The following is a 19,485-nucleotide window of genomic DNA, read 5'->3' as shown; positions in this document are numbered from 1 at the left end:
GGCTACGCTCCCCTTCGTGGCTGAGATCCAGATTCCTGCTGACATCAAGCCCGCCGACGGTCGATTCGGCGCTGGCCCCTCCAAGGTGCGGGTGGAGGCGCTGGACGCCCTGGCCGCCACCGGCACGTCCCTGCTCGGCACCTCCCACCGTCAGGCCCCCGTCAAGAACCTGGTCGGCCAGGTACGCGAGGGCATCAGCGAGCTGTTCCAGCTCCCCGACGGCTACGAGGTGGTCCTCGGCAACGGCGGCTCGACCGCGTTCTGGGACATCGCGACGCACGGCCTGATCGAGAACAGGTCGCAGCACCTCACCTTCGGCGAGTTCTCCTCCAAGTTCGCCAAGGCCGCGAAGCTCGCGCCCTGGCTGGCCGAGCCGGACGTCATCTCCGCCGACCCGGGCACGCACCCCGAGGCGGTCGCCGAGGCGGGCGTGGACGTCTACGCGTTCACCCACAACGAGACCTCGACCGGTGTCGCCATGCCGATCAAGCGCGTGGCCGGTGCCGACGAGGGCGCGCTGGTGGTGGTGGACGCCACCTCCGGCGCGGGCGGCCTGCCGGTCGACGTCTCCGAGACGGACGTCTACTACTTCGCCCCGCAGAAGTCCTTCGCCTCCGACGGTGGCCTGTGGATCGGTGTCTTCTCCCCGGCGGCGATCGAGCGCGCCGAGCGCATCCACGCCTCCGGCCGCCACGTCCCGGAGTTCTTCTCCCTGCCGACGGCGATCGACAACTCCCGCAAGAACCAGACGTACAACACCCCGGCGCTGGCCACCCTCTTCCTGCTGAACCAGCAGCTGGAGTGGATCAACGGCCAGGGCGGCCTGGACTGGTCGGTCCGGCGCACCGCCACCTCCGCCCGCACGCTCTACGGCTGGGCCGAGGACATCAAGTACGCCAACCCGTTCGTCACCGACCCGGCCAAGCGCTCGCAGGTCATCGGCACGATCGACTTCACGGACGAGGTCGACGCGGCCGCCGTCGCCAAGGTGCTGCGCGCCAACGGCATCGTCGACACCGAGCCCTACCGCAAGCTCGGCCGCAACCAGCTGCGCGTCGCGATGTTCCCGGCGATCGACCCGGCGGACATCGAGGCGCTCACGAAGTGCGTCGACTACGTGATCGAGAAGCTCTGACCTTCTCCCGTACGTGACCGAGGGGCGCCCCGCTCGTGCGGGGCGCCCCTCGCTCGCGCTCAGGCGGCCGCGCCCCCGCCGAACACCTCGAACAGCCGGGTGAGGCTGTCCTCTTCACCGTTCTCGGCCGCGGCGCGCCGGAACGTCCGGAGCACCGCGGCGGGCAGGTCCGGATCCACGCCCGAGTCCCGCGCGGTGTGCACGACGTGGTCCAGGCTGGCCACGGCCATCGAGATCCGTTCGACGTCACCGGAGTGCTGCCCCGCCTCGATGCGCGGCGTGTAGAAGTCGAGGAACTGTTCCATCCCGCCCAGCGTCCCGGCCGCGTACGGCGTGATCTCGGAGGGCTTGATGCCGTTGGCGTCCGCCAGCGCCAGCATGTGCAGCCAGGCGGTCAGCGTGGTCCAGAACAGGTCCATCTGGAGCTGGTAGTAGAGCGCGGCCAGGCCCGGGTCCTCACCCCGGTAGTCGGTGCCCGTGAGGACCTTCAGGACGTGCTCGTACTGCTCGAAGAGGTCCCGGGGGCCGCTGTAGAAGGTGTCGAACTCCGCCGAGCCGATGCCGGACGGCGGCGTCTGGACTCCGCCGGTGAGGTGGCGCGCGCCGTGCCGGGCCGCCCAGGCGGCACCCTGGCGGACCCGTTCGGGGGTGTCCGAACTGAGGTTGACCAGGACCCGGCCTGCGAGCGCCTGGGCGGCGGGCTCCAGGACGGTGTACATCGCGGCGTAGTCGGTGAGGCTCAGCACGACCACCTCGCTCGCCGCCAGCGCCTCCTCGACTGTCGCGGCGCGTACCGCGCCCCTGGCCACGAGGTCGTCGGCGCGGCTCGCGGTGCGGTTCCAGACGGTGACCCGGTAGCCGGCGTCCAGGTAGGCGCCGGCCATCGCCCGGCCCATGGGGCCGAGGCCGAGGACGGTCACGGGCGGCGTGCTCACAGCGGACGGACTCACAGAGATCTCCCCGAGGACGACGGAACGATGACTAGAACGAACGCTCTATCCAGAGACGAACCTAGCACAGCGACTAGAGCGATCGCTCTAGATCGGTAGAGTGGTGGCGTGAAGACCAAGGCCCCGCAGGACCTCGCGACCGCCGGCACCCGTGAACGGATCGTCCGGACGGCCTCCCGCCTGATGCAGCGCCAGGGCTACGAGGGCACGGGCATCAAGCAGATCTCCCGCGAGGCCGGGGTGACGCTCGGCTCGGTCTACCACTTCTTCCCGGGCGGGAAGCAGGAACTGGGAGCGGCCGCCGTACGCCTCGGCGACGAGGAGTTCACCGAGTTGCTGCGCGAGACGCTCGACGCGGAGCCGGAGCCGGAGAAGGCGCTGCCCGCCCTCGCCGCCTCCCTCGCCCAAGGGCTGCGCGACTCCGACTGGCTCGACGGCTGTCCGGTCACCTCCACCGCCGTGGGCACGGCGTCCGGCGCCCCCGGCATCCAGCGGGCCGCCGCCGAGGCGTTCGCCCGCTGGCGATCGGTCGTCGCCGACAGTCTGGTCGCCGCAGGCTTCGCCGCTTCGGACGCCGCCGACCTGTCCCACACGGTGATCGCCACCCTGGAAGGCGCCGAACTGGCCTCTCAAGTGGCCCGCAGCGAGACTCCGCTGGAGGCGGCGGGGCGCCATCTGGCGCGGTTGGTGGCCTCGTACCGCTAGCCTGCGCTTGCGCTACGCCCCCGGCATCGAGCGCGCCACCCGGAACCCCACGTCGTCGATCCGGAACGTCGGATGGCTCCGGCGGCGTACCGAGGCGCGGCAGCTCCAGTGCTCGTCGGACCAGCCGCCGCCGCGCAGCACCCGGTAGGTGCCGTAGACCTCGGGGTCGTAGAGGTCCCAGCACCAGTCCCAGGCGTTGCCCAGCATGTCGTGCAGGCCCCAGGCGTTGGGCCGCTTGCCGCCCACGGGGTGGATGCGGTCGTCCGCGTTGCCGCGGTACCAGGCGATCTCGTCGAGCGGGCCGTAGCGGGGGCCGGTGCCGCCGACGCGGCAGGCGTGTTCCCACTCGGCCTCGGTCGGCAGCCGGTAGCCGTCGGCGGAGGTGTCCCAGCCGGCCTCCCCGGCCCCGGGCCGCACCTCGTAGGCGGGGGTCAGTCCTTCGCGTACGGACAGGGCGTTGCAGAACCGGATCGCGTCCCACCAGGACACGCCCTCGACGGGCAACCGGTCCCCCCGGGCCGCGCTCGGACGCTCGCCGGTGACCTCGGCGTACCAGGCCTGGGTGACCGGCACCGCCGCCATCCGGAACGACGCGACCTCGACCGCCCAACTGCGCTCGGTCCGCCGGTCGGACAGCGTGACGGACCCCGCCGGGACGGCCACCAGGTCGTTGTTCATGCGTTCCCCCATGACCGGACACCCTAGGGCCTGCCGTCGGCCGGGGGCTCGGTGAACGGCGAGGGGCGCCCGGCGAGTACCGCCGGGCGCCCCCGTGTCGTCCTGTCAGGTGTGGGTCACCGAGACGCTCAGCGTCCGAGCCCCATGATCCCCCGCAGGCTGTCACCGATCGCCGCGACGGCCGGCTGCGACGTGCTCGGCGACTTCTGCGCCGCCGGCTGCGGCTTCGGGTCGGCGGTCTTCTTGCACACCGCGTCCGCCACACCGTTGCCGTGCGGGACCTTGCCGTTGGTCAGGTACGTGGCGAGGTACTTGTCGAGGCAGGCGTTGCCGCTGAGCGTGATGCCGTGGTTGCCGCCGCCCTGCTCCACCACCAGGCTGGACTTCTTCAGCAGCCGGTGCATGGTGACACCGCCCTGGTAGGGCGTGGCCGCGTCGTCCGTCGCCTGGAACAGCAGCACCGGCGGGAGCTTGCTGTTGGAGACGTTCACCGGCTTCAGCGTCTTCGTCGGCCAGAACGCGCACGGCGCGTTGTACCAGGCGTTGTTCCAGGCCATGAACGGGGCCTTCTCGTACACCGCCCAGTTGTCCTTGCGCCACTGCTTCCAGTCGCGCGGCCAGGACGCGTCACGGCACTGCACCGCGGTGTAGACGCTGTAGCCGTTGTCGCCGGAGGCGTCGATCGCCGCGATGGCGTCGTACGCCTTGACCAGGGCCTCGGTGTCGTGCTTGTTGACGTAGGCCGCGAAGGTCTGGGCGAGCGTGGGCCAGTAGGCGTTGTTGTAGCCGCCGGGTATGAAGATGTCCTCCAGCTCGGAGGCACCCACCTTGCCGCCCGCGGGCTTCTTGGCCAGGGCCGCCCGCATGGCGTACCACTTGGCCTCGATCTTCTTCGGGTCGGTGCCGAGCTTGTACGTGGAGTCGTACTTGGCTATCCACGCCATGAGCGCCTTGTGGCGCTTGTCGAAGGCGTAGTCCTGCTGGATGTTGTCGTCGTACCAGACGCCGGTCGGGTCGACGATCGAGTCCAGCACCAGGCGCCGCACCCGCTCGGGGAACAGCTTGGCGTAGACCGCGCCCAGGTAGGTGCCGTACGAGTAGCCGAAGTAGTTGATCTTCGACGCGCCGAGGGCCTTGCGGATGGAGTCCATGTCCTTCACGGCGCTGACCGTGTCGATGTAGGGCAGGACGTCCTTGTACTTCGTGCCGCAGGCCTTGGCGAAGGCCTTGGCGCGGGCGACGTTGGCCTTCTCGAGCGCCGGCGTGCTGGGCACGGAGTCGGGGCGGACCGGGTCGAAGTGGCCCGGCTTGCAGTCCAGGGCGGGCTCGCTCTCGCCCACTCCGCGCGGGTCGAAGCCGATCACGTCGTACTGGGCGGCGACCGCCTTGGGCAGGGAGGACGCGACGAACGAGGCCAGCGACAGACCGCTGCCACCGGGGCCGCCGGGGTTGACCAGCAGCGGGCCCTGGGACTTCGACGCGGTGTGCGGCACGCGGGACAGCGCCAGCGTGATCTGCTTCCCCCGCGGCTTCGCGTAGTCGAGCGGCACCTTGACCGACCCGCACTGGAGGGTCGGGGAGTCGTCGGTCCCGCACTTCTTCCACGTGACCTTCGCCGCGGCGCTCGTCACGGCGGTGTTCGCGGAGTGCGACGGGCCGGCGTTGGCGGGGGCGGCGGTGAGTGTCCCGGTCAGGACGACCGTGGCGCCACACAGGAGGGCTGCGCTTCTTCTCATGGAGTCTCTCGCAACGGTGAGGGGGGTTCGGGCCCGTGAGTGACACGGGCCGTGCCGCATCGTTTCGGAAGAGCACACCGCACATGTACGGGTTCGACCGAGACTTGACCAAATCGAGTCACAGTCCGCTCTCAGAAACCCCTCACAAAGGGGGTGTTCGGACATTTCCGGACCGGCCGACAGGCCGGAGGGCAGACCAGGGCGAGCAGGCCGAGGGACAGACCGGTCAGGCAGGTCTGGGGGCGCCCGAGAGGCACCGGGCGCCCCCGGCTCAGCCCGTGCTCACGTCGCCGTGCAGGTCACGCTCGGCACACCCCCGCCTGCGGGCGCCCCGCCGAACCCGAAGCTCGCCGAACCACCCGGCGCCACAGTGCCGTTGTGTGCGGCGTTCACCGCTGTGACGGTCGCGCCGGTCTGGGTGTGGGTCGCGTTCCACATGTTGGTGACCTTCTGCGCCCCGCTCCACGTCCACGTCACCTTCCACGACTTCAGCGGAATCGTGCCCGTGTTGGTCACCTTCACCTCGGCGTTGAAGCCGCCGCCCCAGTCGCTGCTGACGGTGTAGGCGGCGGTGCAGGTGGGCGTGGGGTCACCCGGCCCGCCCGGGCCCGGCCCCGTGCCGCCGCCCCCGAAGCCCGGGGCCTTGACGGGCGCCAGGTAGGCGTCCTTCGCCGTGTCGACCGTCTGCCAGTCGTCCTTCAGGATGCCGCCGGTGTCACCGGAGTTGGGGTTCCAGGACCAGAAGGTCCAGTGGAAGCTGTCGGTGCCGTAGCTCGACGTGGAGCGCAGGTACTTCACCAGCTCGGCCAGCCACTTCTGGTCCACCGAGGACTGCAGAGTCGTACCGAACTCGCCGAGCCACACCGGGGCGATGTTCTGCTTGAAGATGTAGCCCCAGTACTTGTCCCAGATCCCCGGCATGTTGGCGGGGAAGGACGGGTCCGAGAACCAGGACTGCTGCGCTACCGAGGTCGCGTAGTCGTGCGCCGAGTACACCAGCCGGTTCGGGACGTCCAGCCGGACCGGGTACTGGGCCGCGCCCATGAGGTTGCCGCCCCACCAGATGCTGTTGCCGTTGAACGTCTGCACGCCCTCGACCATGATCAGCAGCTCGGGGTTGACCGACAGCACCGCGTTGCCCGCACGCTCGGCGGCCAGGCGCCAGTCCCGGGAGGTGTCACCACAGCCCCAGCAGGCGGGGTCGTGGGGCTCGTTGTGCAGGTCGATGCCGATGACCGCGGAGTTGCCCTTGTAGCGCGCGGCCAGCGCCTTGAGGTTGGTGATCCACGTCGACTCGGGGACCGACGCGGTGTACCAGAGCGCCGACTGGCCCGCCGCGTCCGGGCGGTGCCGGTCCAGGACGACCTTGAGGCCGGACTGGCCCGCGTAGGCCACGATCCTGTCCAGGACCTGGAGCGAGGTCAGCCCGCGCAGGTCGGTGTTCTTGCCGTCGAAGTTGATGCCCTCCGGCATGGCGCCGGGTTTGAGGATGTCGTCGCTGTAGGGCATGCGGAGGGTGTTGTAGCCCAGCGATCCGATCTGGTCGATCATGCTCTTGTAGTCGCGCGTCCACAGGCCGTGGACGACGCGGTTGGAGGTCTCGAAGCCGAACCAGTTGATGCCGGCGATACGGACCGGCTGCCCGGCCGCGTCCAGGATCTGCCGGCCGCCGGTGTGCCAGTAACCGGCACCCGCGGCCTCGGCGGCGGCATCGGCCCGTGCGGACTGCACGCCGGCCAGCGGTAACAGGAGCGCCGCCGCAACACACAGCGCTCTGCGCAGACTGCGGAACATGTGGCTGCTTCCTCTCGGGTTCCTCGGGGGAGCGGGAGGCACGGCACCCGGAACTGTTTGGGAGCGCTCCCATGCGCCGCGCACCTCCCAGAGAACTGATAGAACATGAGCACGTCAAGACTCGGGGAGGTGCGCGACCGCTTCGACCGCTATCGGCTCAGCTTCCGGAACCGCCGTACGGCCAACGGCAGGAAGATCGCCGTCAGGATCACCGGCCACACCCCGGCCATCAGCAGCGCGTGCTGCTCGACCCAGGAGTCACCGGCCCCGACCGGCGTCCCGAACAGCTCGCGGGTCGCCGCCGCCGTGGAGGAGATCGGGTTCCAGGCCGCTACCCAGCCCAGCCAGTCGGGCATCAGCTGCGGCGCGACGAAGATGCTGGAGATCATCGTCAGCGGGAAGGCGACCGCGAACAGGCCGCCCGCGGCCTCCGGGTTGGGCACCAGCAGGCCGAGCCACACGCCGATCCAGATCAGTGCGAACCGCAGCCAGAGCAGCAGGCCGAAGGCGGCGAGGAAGCCGAAGCCGCCGTCCGGGCGCCAGCCCATGGCGAAGGCCGTCAGCATCATGATCGCCAACTCGGCGCAGGCCACGATGAGATCGGTGACCCCGCGGCCGGCCACCACGGCCGAGGACGCCATCGGCATGGAGCGGAAGCGGTCGATGACGCCCTTGGTGGAGTCGTAGACCACCACGGTCGCGGTGTTGATGAAGCCGAAGGCCATGGTCATCGCGAACATGCCCGGCATCAGGAAGTCCTTGTAGTCCCCGCCGCCCGGCACCGTCATGGCGCTGCCGAAGACATAGCCGTAGAGCAGCACGGACAGGATCGGGAAGCCCAACTGCCAGGCGATGTTGACCGGCTGGCGCCGGTAGTGGGTCAGGCCGCGGCGGACGATGTTCCAGCAGTCGGCGAGCATCCAGTACGCGCCGCCCCGCGCGCTCGGCGTGTTCAGGTCGGTGGCACTCACGCCGCGGTCTCCTTCTCGGTGCGGTGTCCGGTCAGGCGCAGGAACACGTCGTCGAGGCTCGGCCTGCGCAGCCCGATGTCCTCGACGCGGACGCCCTCGTCCTGGAGGGTCCGTGCGACCTCGGTGAGTGCGGCGACCCGGTCGGTGACCGGGGCGTGCACCCGCAACTCCCTCTCGTCCGCCTCGGGTTCGCCGTCCGCGACCCGGGCGACGACCTTCACCACCCGCGGGATCTCGGACCGTTCGGCGACCACGACCTCGATGCGGTCGCCGCCGATCCGGTTCTTCAGCCCGTCCGGGGTGTCGTCGGCGATGGCCCGCCCCTGGTCGATGACGGTGATGCGGGAGGCGAGCTTGTCCGCCTCCTCCAGATACTGCGTGGTGAGCAGCACGGTCGTGCCGCCCGCCACCAGCGCCCGCACGGACTCCCAGACCTCACCCCGGCTGCGGGGGTCGAGCCCGGTCGTCGGCTCGTCGAGGAAGAGGACGGCCGGGGCGAGGATCATCGACGCGGCGAGGTCGAGGCGGCGCCGCATGCCGCCGCTGTACTTGCCCACACCCTTGTCGGCGGCGTCGGCCAGGTCGAACTGCTCCAGCAGCTCGGTCGCCCGGAGCCGGGCCCGCCTGCCGCCCAGGTGGAACAGGCGGCCGAACATCTCCAGGTTCTGCCGGCCGGTGAGCACCTCGTCCACCGCCGCGTACTGGCCGGTGAGACCGATCCGGGCCCGGACCTCGCGCGCCTGCCGGACGACGTCCAGGCCCGCGACCGTCGCCCTGCCCCCGTCCAGGCGGATCAGTGTGGACAGGATGCGGACGGCGGTGGTCTTGCCCGCCCCGTTCGGCCCGAGCAGTCCGTGCACCGTGCCCTCGCGCACCTCCAGGTCGAAGCCGTCGAGGGCGCGCTTCTCGCCGTACCGCTTCTCCAGCGCCTCGGCCCGCACCGCGTATCCGTCCATGCCGCCCCCTCCCACACGCCCGGGCCCCGTCGGCACCGAACTGAGTACACCGTACCCGGTTACGCGTACGCCGTACCCAGTTTTTCCGCGGGGGACCTAAGCTGGGCTCCATGACGAGCGGTTCGAACGGCACGGGCGGTGCGGAGACCAGCGGCAGCGGCGACATCGCCCGCACGCTCGAACTGCTGTGGGACACCGGCCGCCGCCCCAGCCGCGGCCCCAAACCGACCCTGACGCTGGACCGGATCGTGGAAGCGGCGATCCAGGTGGCGGACACCGAGGGGCTGGCGGGCCTCTCCATGCGCCGGGTCGCCGCCGAACTGGGCACCGGTACCATGTCGCTCTACCGGTACGTGCCCGGAAAGGGCGAGCTGCTCGACCTGATGCTGGACCGGGTGCAGCGCCCCTCCGGGAACCCGGCCGACCTCGGTGACGGTGGCTGGCGGGCGGCCCTGGAGGCACTGGGCCGCACCACCCTGGCCCTCTACCGCCGCCACCCCTGGCTGCTCCAGGTCAACCAGTCCCGCCCGATCCTCGGCCCGAGCGCCCTCGACGGCATGGAGAAGGTGATGTCCCTGATCCGCCCGATGGGACTGAGCGACCCCGAGCTGGTCTCCGCGATCATCATGATCGACGGGTACGTCGTCGGGGCCGCGCGCACGCAGCTCTATCAGCTGGAGGCGGAGCGCCGGACGGGCCTGACGGACGCCGAGTTCTGGCAGGCGCAGGTGCCGACCCTGGAGAAGGCCATGGCCTCCGGCCGCTACCCGGTGATGGCATCGCTCTCCGAGGACGCCTTCGGGCCGGACTTCGACCACTTCGAGTTCGGGCTGCAGCGGATCCTGGACGGGCTTGAGGTGCTGGTGCAGAGCCGCAGGAAGGCCCGCTGACCGAGCGCCCGGGCACGCACCGGGTGAACCCCCGCTCCCCCTCGCAGCGCTGGGTCCGTGCCCGCGACGCCCCGTCCCCCACCCGTCACTCGACTAGCGCCGACGCCTCCTCAGCCCCCGCAGCGCCAGCACCGCCACCAGAACCGCACCCGCGGCGATCGCCCCGGTCTTCAGGTTGCGGCCCAGCCCGTCTCCCCCGCCGTCGGACGCCGTCGAACTCCCGCTCCCGGACGACGAGTCGGAGCCGCCGCTCCCCGGGGCGTCCTGCGGCTCCACCGGGCTGTCCGCGCCCTCGGCGCCGTACATCAGCTTCTTACCGTCGGCGGTGTAGGTGACGGACTCCCCCTGCCCCAGGAACGGCACGCCGAGCCGCTCCTTCTTCTTGATCTTCCCGCCGTTCCAGTCGTAGGCGATCGCGCCGAAGTAGCTGCGCACGACGAGGTGTTCGCCGTCCGGGGAGAGCGCGGCGTCGGTGGCCTCCAGGTCGGGGACCGCGGCGACCGGGCGGAAGACGTTCGTCCCGGACGGGGAGAGCCGCGGCGGGCCCTCGTACAGGTGCCCGCCCTTCTCGTTCTTGTCGACGATGTAGACGCGGCCGGTCTTCGGGTGCACCACGAGCGACTCGGCGTTCCGCGCGCCGTCGGAGTACTTCACGACGTACTGCGTCGCCTTGATCGTCTGGTCGCGCAGGTTCTTCGGCTCGGGCAGCCGGTAGATCCAGACGTACGGCCAGGTGCCGCCGAGGTTGTCGCCGATGTCGCCGACGTAGATCTGGTCGTCCGGCCCGATGGAGATGGCCTCGACGTCGCGCGGGCTGCCCACGCCGGACATGGTGATCGTGGCGACCGTCTCGCCCGTCGCGCTGTCCACGGCGTACAGGTACGCCCCGTCGTCACTGTCGTTGTGCGTCCAGTAGATGCCGGGGTGCTGCCGCGAGGCGGCCAGGCCGCTGGACTCGGTGATGCGCGGGTCCTTGATCGTGAACTTCTCGTCGCCGTCGGCGGCGGAGGCGGGCACGGCGAGGGCGCCCGTGAGGAGGGCCGCGGCGAGAAGAGCGAACGGTCTGCGCATGCCCCAAGCCTGCCATCCGGCCCGGCGGTTCACCGGCGTTACGGATCACAGGCCCCATCAGCGGCCGGGGTGTCCGGACTCACACCCCGTCGGCCACCGAGATCGTTCATCATGAGCGGATGCTCAGGTTCATGCCCGTCGGTGACTCCATGACGATCGGAAGCACGGGCGAACACACATGGCGCTACCGGCTGTGGCAGCACCTGTGCCGTTCCTGCGACGGCCCCTTCACCCTCGTCGGCCCCCGCGAGACGCTCTACGACAAGCAGGCCGAGGCCCCGGTGTCGTACGGGTACGCCGAACCGGACTTCCCGCGCGCCCACCTGGCCGGCTGGGGCGAGGGCTGGCAGCACATGGCGCCGCTGATCGGCGACGCGGTGCGGTCGTGCCGCGCCGATGTGCTCCTGGTCTCCCTGGGCCTGATCGACCTGGGCTTCTACACGAACGCCGAGCAGACCGCCGAGAACGTCCGGGCCTTCACGGCCGAGGCACGGGCGGCGAACCGTCGGGTGAGGATGGTGTGGCTGCCGGTCACCCCGAACGTGCGCGCCCGGTCGGACGCGGCCTTCGCCGACGAGGTCGCCCGCTTCAACGAGCTCCTCGCCAAGACGGCCGCCGACCTCGACGAGCCCGGCTCCCCCGTCCTCCTGGCCTCACCCCCGCCCGCGTACGACGTCGACACCGACACCTACGACGGCACCCACCCGAACGCGAGCGGCGAACACAAGATCGCAGCGGCTTTCGCGGCGGCGATGCACCAGGGCTGGGACCTGGCGGGGCCCTACGAGGCGTAGCTCTCCTCGGTGCGGCGGAGCCTGCGGGAAGACGCCGGAGAGACAATCTCCGAGGGCATACGTCAGAACCCCACGTCAGGACACCGGTAGGGAGGAGACCGCCGGGTCCGGGTGGCCTGTTCGTAGGCGTACGCCAGTCGCAGCAGGGTCGGCTCGCTCCAGGCCGTGCCCATGAACGTCAGGCCGACCGGCAGGCCGAAGGCGAATCCGGCCGGGACGCTGACCGCCGGGTAGCCGGCGAGGGCGGCGGGGGTCGAGGAGCCGCCGCCGTGGGCGTCCCCGCGGATGAGGTCGATCTTGGCCGGAGGGCCCGAGGTCGGCATGACCAGGGCGTCCAGGTGGTGCTCGCGCAGCACGGCGTCGATGCCCTCGGCCCGGGACAGCCGGTGATTGGTGGCCAGGGCCTCGCGGTACTCGCGTTCACCGAAGTCCAGCTTCTCGACGATCTCCAGGCCGTCGTTCGGGGAGCGGTCGAGTTTGTAGGGGTTCCTGGTCTGGCCGCCGCGGGCACTCCACCCGGCTTGATGGGTGAGGGACATGCCGCCCGCCCATTCGCTGAGGTTGGTCTTGCCGAGGATGACGGCACCGGCCTCGCGCAGCCGGGCGGCGACGGTGGCGTCGGCGGCGGGCCGCAGACCCTCCAGGGCGAGCGAACCGGCCGTGGTGTGCATCCGGTCCGCCGTCTCCACCAGGTCCTTCAGCAGGACGGGCATGCCGTGCAGCGGTCGGCGGGGCCCCCGCCGGGCGCCGAGGCGCCGTGCCTCGCGCAGGGCGTCGGGGTTGACCTCGATCACCGCGTGCAGGAGCGGGTCGACCCGCTCGATGCGGTCGAGGTAGGAGCGGGTGAGCCGCTCGGCATCGAGCCGCCCGTCGGCGCGAGCACGCTGCGGCGTGTGGTGGATGACGGGGGAGTCCTCATGGCGAGCACGGTAGGGGCGTGGGCCCCGCGGCGCGCTGAGGCTGCCACCCGGTTCCGGCCGGGCGCACACCCCACAACGCGGCATGGGGAAAACCCGAGTTGAGGCACGCACGATGTGAAGCGGAAGGAGAAATCGCGCTCGCCGGGGTACATGCTTGCTTGGAGCGCACTCCAAGACGTTGGCTTGGACCCCATGGAGTACACGCAGCTCGGACGCACGGGACTCAAGGTCAGCCGGCTCGTCCTCGGCACCATGAACTTCGGCCCGCAGACCGACGAGGCCGACAGCCACGCCATCATGGACGCGGCGCTGGACGCGGGCATCAACGTCGTCGACACCGCCAATGTGTACGGCTGGGGCGAGAACAAGGGCCGTACCGAGTCCATCATCGGAAACTGGTTCGCCAAGGGAGAGGGACGGCGCGACAAGGTCGTCCTCGCCACGAAGGTGTACGGCAACATGGGCGCCGACGGCCCGGCCTGGCCCAACCACGACAAACTCTCCGCGCTCAACATCCGGCGGGCCGTGGACGCCAGCCTCAAGCGGCTCCAGACCGACCACATCGACGTCTACCAGTTCCACCACGTCGACCGGGACACCCCCTTCGAGGAGATCTGGCAGGCGATCGACGTCCTGGTCCAGCAGGGCAAGATCCTCTACGCGGGGTCGTCCAACTTCCCCGGCTACAAGATCGCCCAGGCCAACGAGATCGCCGCCCGGCGCGGCGGGACCATCGGCCTGGTCAGCGAGCAGTGCCTGTACAACCTCGCCGAGCGGCGCGCGGAGATGGAGGTCGTCCCGGCCGCCCAGGAGTACGGACTCGGCGTCATCCCGTGGTCGCCGCTGCACGGCGGTCTGCTGGGCGGCGTGCTCAAGAAGGAGGTCGAGGGCAAGCGCCGCGCCTCCGGCCGAGCGGCCGACGCGCTCAACGACCCCGCCGTCCGGGCTCAGGTCCAGGCCTACGAGGACCTGCTCGACAAGCACGGCGTCGAGCCCGGCGAGGCCGCCCTGGCCTGGCTGCTCACCCGCCCCGGCGTGACGGGCCCGATCGTCGGCCCGCGCACGGCCGAGCAGCTCGCCTCCGCGGTCCGCGCCTCGGAGCTGGAGCTCTCCGAGGAGCTCCTGACCGGCCTGGACGAGATCTTCCCGGGCCCGGGGCCGAGCCCGGAGGCCTTCGCCTGGTAGGTCGCCCCTGCAGGGGCGCGGGGCTGGTACCGAGATGCGGCTCCGCCGCGTGGGCGCGACCAGCCCCCACCGGCCCGCAGCCGAAGAAACGGCCGTCCGCAGTCCCCCGCCGCCCTACCTCCCCAGCACGGAAGCCAGGGCGACGACGAGGAACATCAGCACGAGCACACCGGCCATGATCCGGTTGCGGGTTTTCGGGTCCACGGCATCGAGCCTAACCGGCGCCCCCGAGTGCCCAGCGCCCGACCGCCTCGTACCGGGGCTGCTCCCCCGGCACGCCCGAGGTCGGCAGAGTGCTGCGCACCAGGCAGAGCTCCCGCACGGTCCAGGTCCCGCCGGTGAATCCCGCGAGGACGTCCACAAAGGGCCGCACGTCCCCCGCCGCCCGGCTCCGCGCCACGGTCAGGTGGGCCTTGTACCGCCGGTGCTCCCCCATCGGCACCCCGGCTTTCCGCGCAGCCGCCTCGGCCCGCTCGGCCAGCAGCCGGAGGGTCGCCAGGTCACCCTCGGCCCCGGCCCACAACGCCTTCCCGTGCCCGAACTGGCCCCCACCCCGCACGGCCAACGAAAACGGCTCGGTACGGCGCGCGGCCCGCTCCAGCCGCTCCGACAGCGCGGGGACGAGACCGTCGTCGACCTCTCCGTAGAAGGCGAGGGTGAAGTGCCAGCCGGGACGGCCGGTCCAGCGCATGCCGTCGGCGCCGGGCAGCCCGCGCAACTGGTCGACGACCGCGCCGAGTTCACGGCACACCTCGTCCGGGGGCAGCACGGCCGCGAAGAGTCTCATGGGTCCAGCCTGGCACCATGAGCCCATGCGGATCACCATCCGGGACGGCGGGCCCGACGACATTCCCGCGATACTCGGCATGCTCGACAGCTGTGTGGAGTGGCTGGTCTCCCAGGGGCGCACGGGGCAGTGGGGGACGCGGCCGCTGTCGCAGAGCCCCAAGACGGTGGAGTCGGTCCGCCGCTACATGGCGGAGGGCAGCGTGTTCATGGCCGACGCCGACGGCGTCCCCGCCGGCACCCTCACTCTCACCGACTCGGCGGGCGCCTACCTGGCCCACCTCCCGCAGCCCGGCGAGCCCGAGCGCTACATCCACTGGCTGGCCTCCGACCGCCGCTTCAAGGGCCACGGCGTGGGCAGCGCCCTGCTCACCCACGCCGCCGAGCAGACCCGCGACGCGGGCATCTCCCTCCTCCGCGTCGACTGCTACGCCGGCGACGACGGCAAGCTCGTCCGCTACTACGAGTCCAACGGCTTCACCCGCACGCAGGCCTTCACGGTCGGCGAGAACGACTGGCCGGGGCAGCTGCTGGCGCGGCGCGTCTAGGCGCCCTCCGGACGCGGGCGTGTCCCGGTCACCGTGCGTATCGTTGTACCGCGCGGCCGGCTCCATCCGCGGGTGCGGCCGGGGAGGAGCGCCACGATGACCGTCCTTGACGACAGGATCGAGATGGCCGACAGCAGCGGTGAACTCACCCTCGACACGATGTTCGAGTGGGTGGAGACGATGCCGGTCCCCGAGGGCTACAAGGTCGAGATCGTCGGGGGGAACATCTTCATGGCGCCTCAGCGGGACACCCACTGGGACATCATCCTGGACATCGTCGAACAACTGCGCAGCAAGTATCCGCGCAAGCGCGTGAAGTCCGACGTCCGTGTCGACTACCCGGGCCACCTCAACGGCTTCGCCTCCGACATCACCGTGATGTCGGAGGGAGCGGCGAAGAACGACAAGGGCCTGTGGCGCTACCAGGACGTCGAGTTCGTCGCCGAGGTGATCTCCAGGAAGACCGGCGCCAACGACTACGGCCCCAAGAAGGACGCCTACGCCGCCGCCGGCGTGCCGGTGTACCTGATCGTCGATCCGTACACCGGCCGCTGGCATCTGCACACCAAGCCCAAGGACGGCGAGTACCGGGGCGAGCTGAGCCTGGACTTCGGGGACGAGATCGACCTGACCGGAACCGTGGTCGGGCTCGTCCTCGAAACCGGCGAGTTCCCCCGCGACTGACGCCGCGGTACTGCGCGTTACGCCGCCGGGGCCAGGGCTTCCTGTTCCCGGGGGACGAAACGCACCCGCGGGTGGCCGCCGTGCCAGCCCACCGACAGGCGCAGGTTGCCGACGCGGGCCAGGATCAGGCCGATCACCGCCGCGGCGAGTGCCGCCACCGCGCCGCCGGCCGCGAGACCGACCCGGGCGCCGTACGTGTCGGTGATCCAGCCGACGATCGGGGCGCCGACCGGCGAGCCGCCGAGGAAGATCATCATGTACAGGGCCATGACACGGCCGCGCATGGCCGGGTCCGTGGACATCTGGATGCTGGTGTTCGTCGTGACGTTGACCGTCATGCCGAACAGGCCCAGCGGGATCATGAACAGGGCGAACATCCACAGCGTGGGGGTCGTCGCGGCCAGGATCTCCAGCGCGCCGAAGGCCATGGCCGCGACGATCAGCAGCCGCAGCCGGGCCGTCCCCCGCCGCGCCGCGAGCAGCGCGCCCACGAGCGAGCCGACCGCCATCAGCGTGTTGAACAGGCTGTAGGCGCCCGCGCCCGCGTGGAACACGTCGTCCGCGAAGGCCGAGAGGTAGACGGGGAAGTTGAAGGCGAACGTCCCGACGAAGCCGACCAGGACGATCGGCCAGATCAGCTCCGGGCGGCCGGTGACGTAGCGCACGCCCTCCCGCAGCTGCCCCTTGCCGCGCGGGGCGCGCTCCACGACGTGCAGCTCGCGGGCGCGCATGAGCAGCAGGCCGGTGAGCGGCGCGATGAAGGACAGGCCGTTGAAGAGGAACGCGAAGCCGGTGCCGACGCCGGTGATGAGGAGGCCCGCGACGGCGGGGCCGACCAGGCGGGCCGACTGGAAGTTCGCCGAGTTCAGGCTGACCGCGTTCTGCAGCTGCCCCGGGCCCACCAGCTCGGAGACGAAGGACTGCCGGGCCGGGTTGTCCACCACGGTGGCCAGACCGACCGCGAAGGCGGCGACGTACACGTGCCACACCTGGACGTGCCCGGTGAGGGTGAGGACGGCCAGGGCGATCGCCGTGAGCGCCATCGAGGACTGCGTCACGAGCAGCGTGGGCCGCTTGCGCAGCCGGTCGACGAGGACACCGCCGTAGAGGCCGAAGAGCAGCATCGGCAGGAACTGGAGGGCGGTGGTGATGCCGACGGCGGCGGAGGAGCCGGTGAGGCTGAGCACCAGCCAGTCCTGGGCGATGCGCTGCATCCAGGTGCCGATGTTGGAGACGACCTGGCCCATGAAGAACAGGCGGTAGTTCCTGACCTTCAGGGAGGAGAACATCGAGGACTTGCGCGGAAGCGGATCCGGGGCGGGTGGGGAATCGTGGGGGTCAGGTGCGGGGGCGGAAGCTGCTCCGGGTCCCGAACTCAAATGTGTCGCCTCCTTGCAACGGCCTTCTTACAGATGCGCGAGCTTCTCCAGTACGGGGGCGGCGGCGCGCAGTTTCGCCCACTCGTCCTCGTCGAGGTTCTCCACCAGCGTGGCCAGGAACGCGTTCCGCTTGGCGCGGCTCTCCTCGAGCATGGCCTCGGCCTGCTCGGTGCGTGTGACGACCTTCTGGCGCCGGTCCTCGGGGTGCGGCTCCAGCCGGACCAGCCCCTTGGCCTCGAGCAGCGCCACGATGCGGGTCATCGACGGCGGCTGGACGTGCTCCTTGCGGGCGAGCTCGCCCGGTGTGGCCCGGCCGCACAGCGAGAGGGTGCCGAGCACCGACATCTCGGTGGGGCTGAGCGATTCGTCGACCCGCTGGTGCTTGAGCCGACGGGACAGCCGCATCACTGCGGATCGGAGGGAGTTCACGGCGGCTACGTCGTCGCCATGGTTGAGGTCCGGCATGTTCTTTAGCGTAACTCATTACCCTCGCTAAAGACCAGCCGGAACGCGCCAGTCGTCCGTGACGCCCGCCACTGAAGCGCGACATCACTCATATGGGTGACAAGGCGGCGGAACGTGCCCCGCCGAACCGAACGGTGCCGCGACCCTCGTGCTCATGGGGACCAGTGTGCTCAGCCTGCGAATAGACCACGACCTGCTCGAACGGCTCAGGCACCACGCCGCGAAAAGGGGAATGAGCGTCCAGGACTATGTCGTCCGGACGCTCATTCGAGATGACTTCGACCAGCGCTTCCAGGCCGCCGTAGAGGAGACGGAGAGGTTCTACGGCCCCTCCAGCTCCCCCGACTCGGGCGACGAGGATCAGGTCAGACCCAGCGCCGGCATCAGGTAGTAGAAGGCGAACACCGCCGCCACCGCGTACATCGCCGGCGGCACCTCCCGCCCCCGCCCGGCGGCCGGCCGCAGCACCGCGAAGGTGATGAAGCCCATGCCGATGCCGTTGGTGATCGAGTAGGTGAACGGCATCATCAGCATCGTCACGAAGGCCGGGACGGCGATCGTGTAGTCCGCCCAGTCGATCTCCTTCACCGATCCGGCCAGGATCAGGAAGCCGACCGCGACCAGGGCGGGCGTGGCCGCCTGGGACGGGACCATGGTGGCGACCGGCGTCAGGAAGAGGGCGACGGCGAAGAGGCCGCCGGTGACGACGTTCGCGAGCCCGGTCCGGGCCCCCTCGCCGACACCCGCCGTGGACTCGACGAACGCGGTCGTCGCGGAGGAGGAGCTGGCGCCGCCGGCGGCGACCGCGAGGCCGTCGACGAACAGCACCCGGTTGATGCCGGGCATCTGCCCCTCGCCGTCGGTCAGCTTCGCCTCGTCGGAGACGCCCATGATCGTGCCCATCGCGTCGAAGAAGCACGACAGCAGCACGGTGAAGACGAAGAGCACGCCGGTCAGCGCGCCGACCTTGCCGAAGCCGCCGAACAGGCTGACCTGTCCGATCAGCCCGAAGTCGGGGCTCGCCACGGGGTTGCCGGGCCACTTGGGCGTGGTCAGGCCCCAGCTCGGCACCTTGGCCACCGCGTTGATGACCACCGCGAGGACCGTCATCGCCACGATGGAGATCAGGATCGCCCCGGAGACCTTGCGCACGATCAGCGCGAGGGTGAGCAGCACACCCAGCACGAAGACGAGCACCGGCCAGCCGTTCAGATGACCGTCGCCGCCCAGCTGGAGCGGAACGGTGGTCTGCGCGGCGTCCGGGATCCGGGAGACGAAGCCCGCGTCCACGAGCCCGATCAGCATGATGAACAGGCCGATACCGATCGAGATGGCCTTGCGCAGCCCGTACGGCACGGCGTTCATGACGCGCTCGCGCAACCCCGTCGCCACCAGCAGCATGACCACGAACCCGGCGAGGACCACCATGCCCATCGCGTCCGGCCAGGACATGCGCGGGGCGAGCTGGAGGGCGACGACGGAGTTCACGCCGAGACCGGCGGCCAGCGCGATCGGGACGTTGCCGATGACGCCCATGAGGAGGGTGGTGAGCGCGGCGGTGAGGGCCGTCGCGGTGACCAGCTGCCCGTTGTCGAGCTGGTGACCGTACATGTCCTTGGCGCTGCCGAGGATGATCGGGTTCAGCACGATGATGTAGGCCATCGCGAAGAAGGTGGCGAGACCGCCCCGGATCTCGCGGGGCACGGTGCTGCCCCGCTCGGAGATCCGGAAGAAGCGGTCGAGTGCGCCGTACGTGCGCCCGGCTCCCGGCTGATCAGGGGCGGGGACCTTGGCGGGAGCCGAGGAGGACATGTGTTTGGTGTTTCCTACGAAGAGAA

The 19,485-nt window shown here is 70.6% G+C and carries 19 protein-coding genes and 1 pseudogene; 8 read left to right on the top strand and 12 right to left on the bottom strand.

All coding sequences use genetic code 11. From position 1 onward, the window contains the following. The first annotated feature begins 16 nt into the window (after nt 1–16). Nucleotides 17–1,135 (top strand): phosphoserine transaminase, encoded by a 1,119-nt coding sequence (gene serC / locus AB0B29_RS09795; RefSeq protein ID WP_362236341.1) that lies wholly within the window; start codon nt 17–19, stop codon nt 1,133–1,135. 59 nt (nt 1,136–1,194) lie between these two features. Here the strand turns inward: serC and AB0B29_RS09790 are convergent, their stop codons facing one another. Then, nucleotides 1,195–2,085 (bottom strand): NAD(P)-dependent oxidoreductase, encoded by an 891-nt coding sequence (locus tag AB0B29_RS09790; protein WP_362236339.1) that lies wholly within the window; start codon nt 2,083–2,085, stop codon nt 1,195–1,197. Nucleotides 2,086–2,193: 108 nt separating this feature from the next. Here AB0B29_RS09790 and AB0B29_RS09785 point away from each other — a divergent pair, with 108 nt between their 5' ends. Beyond that, nucleotides 2,194–2,790, top strand: a complete 597-nt coding sequence (locus tag AB0B29_RS09785; RefSeq protein ID WP_362236337.1) for a TetR/AcrR family transcriptional regulator — start codon at nt 2,194–2,196, stop codon at nt 2,788–2,790. A 12-nt stretch (nt 2,791–2,802) separates the two neighbouring features. Here AB0B29_RS09785 and AB0B29_RS09780 read toward each other — a convergent pair whose 3' ends face one another. The 5 genes from AB0B29_RS09780 to AB0B29_RS09760 all read right to left on the bottom strand — a co-directional run bounded on the left by AB0B29_RS09780 (nt 2,803) and on the right by AB0B29_RS09760 (nt 8,925). Next, nucleotides 2,803–3,480, bottom strand: a complete 678-nt coding sequence (locus AB0B29_RS09780; protein ID WP_362236335.1) for a formylglycine-generating enzyme family protein — start codon at nt 3,478–3,480, stop codon at nt 2,803–2,805. Between the two features lie 116 nt (nt 3,481–3,596). Beyond that, nucleotides 3,597–5,204 (bottom strand): alpha/beta hydrolase, encoded by a 1,608-nt coding sequence (locus AB0B29_RS09775; RefSeq protein WP_362236332.1) that lies wholly within the window; start codon nt 5,202–5,204, stop codon nt 3,597–3,599. A 282-nt stretch (nt 5,205–5,486) separates the two neighbouring features. After that, the gene (locus AB0B29_RS09770) at nt 5,487–6,998 is read right to left on the bottom strand and encodes a cellulase family glycosylhydrolase (RefSeq protein ID WP_362236330.1); all 1,512 of its coding nucleotides are present in this window, start codon (nt 6,996–6,998) and stop codon (nt 5,487–5,489) included. A gap of 149 nt (nt 6,999–7,147) precedes the next feature. Then, nucleotides 7,148–7,969: an ABC transporter permease gene (locus AB0B29_RS09765; RefSeq protein ID WP_362236327.1), complete on the bottom strand. Its 822-nt coding sequence runs from the start codon at nt 7,967–7,969 to the stop codon at nt 7,148–7,150. Further along, nucleotides 7,966–8,925 (bottom strand): ATP-binding cassette domain-containing protein, encoded by a 960-nt coding sequence (locus AB0B29_RS09760; RefSeq protein WP_362236324.1) that lies wholly within the window; start codon nt 8,923–8,925, stop codon nt 7,966–7,968. Before AB0B29_RS09760 ends, AB0B29_RS09765 begins: the two co-directional genes overlap by 4 nt. 110 nt (nt 8,926–9,035) lie before the next feature. On the opposite strand from AB0B29_RS09760, the gene AB0B29_RS09755 reads away from it, so the two are divergent. Further along, nucleotides 9,036–9,815 (top strand): TetR/AcrR family transcriptional regulator, encoded by a 780-nt coding sequence (locus AB0B29_RS09755; protein ID WP_362236322.1) that lies wholly within the window; start codon nt 9,036–9,038, stop codon nt 9,813–9,815. Nucleotides 9,816–9,908: 93 nt separating this feature from the next. On the opposite strand, the gene AB0B29_RS09750 is transcribed toward AB0B29_RS09755, so the two are convergent. Next, a complete protein-coding gene (locus AB0B29_RS09750) occupies nt 9,909–10,886 on the bottom strand; it encodes a WD40 repeat domain-containing protein (RefSeq protein ID WP_362236319.1) in 978 nt (325 codons plus the stop codon). Nucleotides 10,887–11,005: 119 nt separating this feature from the next. Here AB0B29_RS09750 and AB0B29_RS09745 point away from each other — a divergent pair, with 119 nt between their 5' ends. Further along, entirely contained in the window at nt 11,006–11,680 is a 675-nt protein-coding gene (locus AB0B29_RS09745; protein ID WP_362236317.1) for an SGNH/GDSL hydrolase family protein, read from the top strand. A gap of 62 nt (nt 11,681–11,742) precedes the next feature. On the opposite strand, the gene AB0B29_RS09740 is transcribed toward AB0B29_RS09745, so the two are convergent. Continuing rightward, complete coding sequence (locus tag AB0B29_RS09740) at nt 11,743–12,684, bottom strand: amidase family protein (protein ID WP_362236314.1); 942 nt, start codon at nt 12,682–12,684, stop codon at nt 11,743–11,745. 108 nt (nt 12,685–12,792) lie between these two features. Between AB0B29_RS09740 and AB0B29_RS09735 the strand changes: the two genes are divergently transcribed. Then, on the top strand, nt 12,793–13,785 hold the full coding sequence (locus AB0B29_RS09735) for an aldo/keto reductase (protein ID WP_362236311.1): 993 nt from the start codon (nt 12,793–12,795) through the stop codon (nt 13,783–13,785). 214 nt (nt 13,786–13,999) lie between these two features. On the opposite strand, the gene thpR is transcribed toward AB0B29_RS09735, so the two are convergent. After that, nucleotides 14,000–14,572, bottom strand: coding sequence for an RNA 2',3'-cyclic phosphodiesterase (gene thpR, locus AB0B29_RS09730; RefSeq protein ID WP_362236309.1), 573 nt, complete (start codon nt 14,570–14,572; stop codon nt 14,000–14,002). Between the two features lie 25 nt (nt 14,573–14,597). Between thpR and AB0B29_RS09725 the strand changes: the two genes are divergently transcribed. Together AB0B29_RS09725 and AB0B29_RS09720 are read left to right on the top strand one after the other, a co-directional pair. After that, nucleotides 14,598–15,119: a GNAT family N-acetyltransferase gene (locus tag AB0B29_RS09725; RefSeq protein WP_362236306.1), complete on the top strand. Its 522-nt coding sequence runs from the start codon at nt 14,598–14,600 to the stop codon at nt 15,117–15,119. A 96-nt stretch (nt 15,120–15,215) separates the two neighbouring features. Continuing rightward, the gene (locus tag AB0B29_RS09720) at nt 15,216–15,803 is read left to right on the top strand and encodes a Uma2 family endonuclease (protein ID WP_362236303.1); all 588 of its coding nucleotides are present in this window, start codon (nt 15,216–15,218) and stop codon (nt 15,801–15,803) included. 17 nt (nt 15,804–15,820) lie between these two features. Here AB0B29_RS09720 and AB0B29_RS09715 read toward each other — a convergent pair whose 3' ends face one another. Next, nucleotides 15,821–17,182 (bottom strand): MFS transporter, encoded by a 1,362-nt coding sequence (locus AB0B29_RS09715; protein ID WP_362236300.1) that lies wholly within the window; start codon nt 17,180–17,182, stop codon nt 15,821–15,823. 27 nt (nt 17,183–17,209) lie between these two features. Further along, entirely contained in the window at nt 17,210–17,647 is a 438-nt protein-coding gene (locus tag AB0B29_RS09710) for a MarR family winged helix-turn-helix transcriptional regulator (protein ID WP_053672640.1), read from the bottom strand. Nucleotides 17,648–17,801: 154 nt separating this feature from the next. Between AB0B29_RS09710 and AB0B29_RS09705 the strand changes: the two are divergent. Then, nucleotides 17,802–17,975 (top strand): annotated as a pseudogene (locus tag AB0B29_RS09705) (ribbon-helix-helix protein, CopG family); the annotation flags it as partial. A 32-nt stretch (nt 17,976–18,007) separates the two neighbouring features. Here the strand turns inward: AB0B29_RS09705 and AB0B29_RS09700 are convergent. After that, the gene (locus AB0B29_RS09700; RefSeq protein ID WP_362236294.1) at nt 18,008–19,459 is read right to left on the bottom strand and encodes an NCS2 family permease; all 1,452 of its coding nucleotides are present in this window, start codon (nt 19,457–19,459) and stop codon (nt 18,008–18,010) included. Nucleotides 19,460–19,485 lie beyond the last annotated feature (26 nt).

This window comes from Streptomyces tibetensis, from assembly GCF_040647715.1.
Taxonomy (GTDB): Bacteria; Actinomycetota; Actinomycetes; order Streptomycetales; family Streptomycetaceae; genus Streptomyces; species Streptomyces tibetensis_A.
Note: the sequence above shows the minus strand (reverse complement) of the source record. Positions and strands in the feature narration are given on the sequence as shown.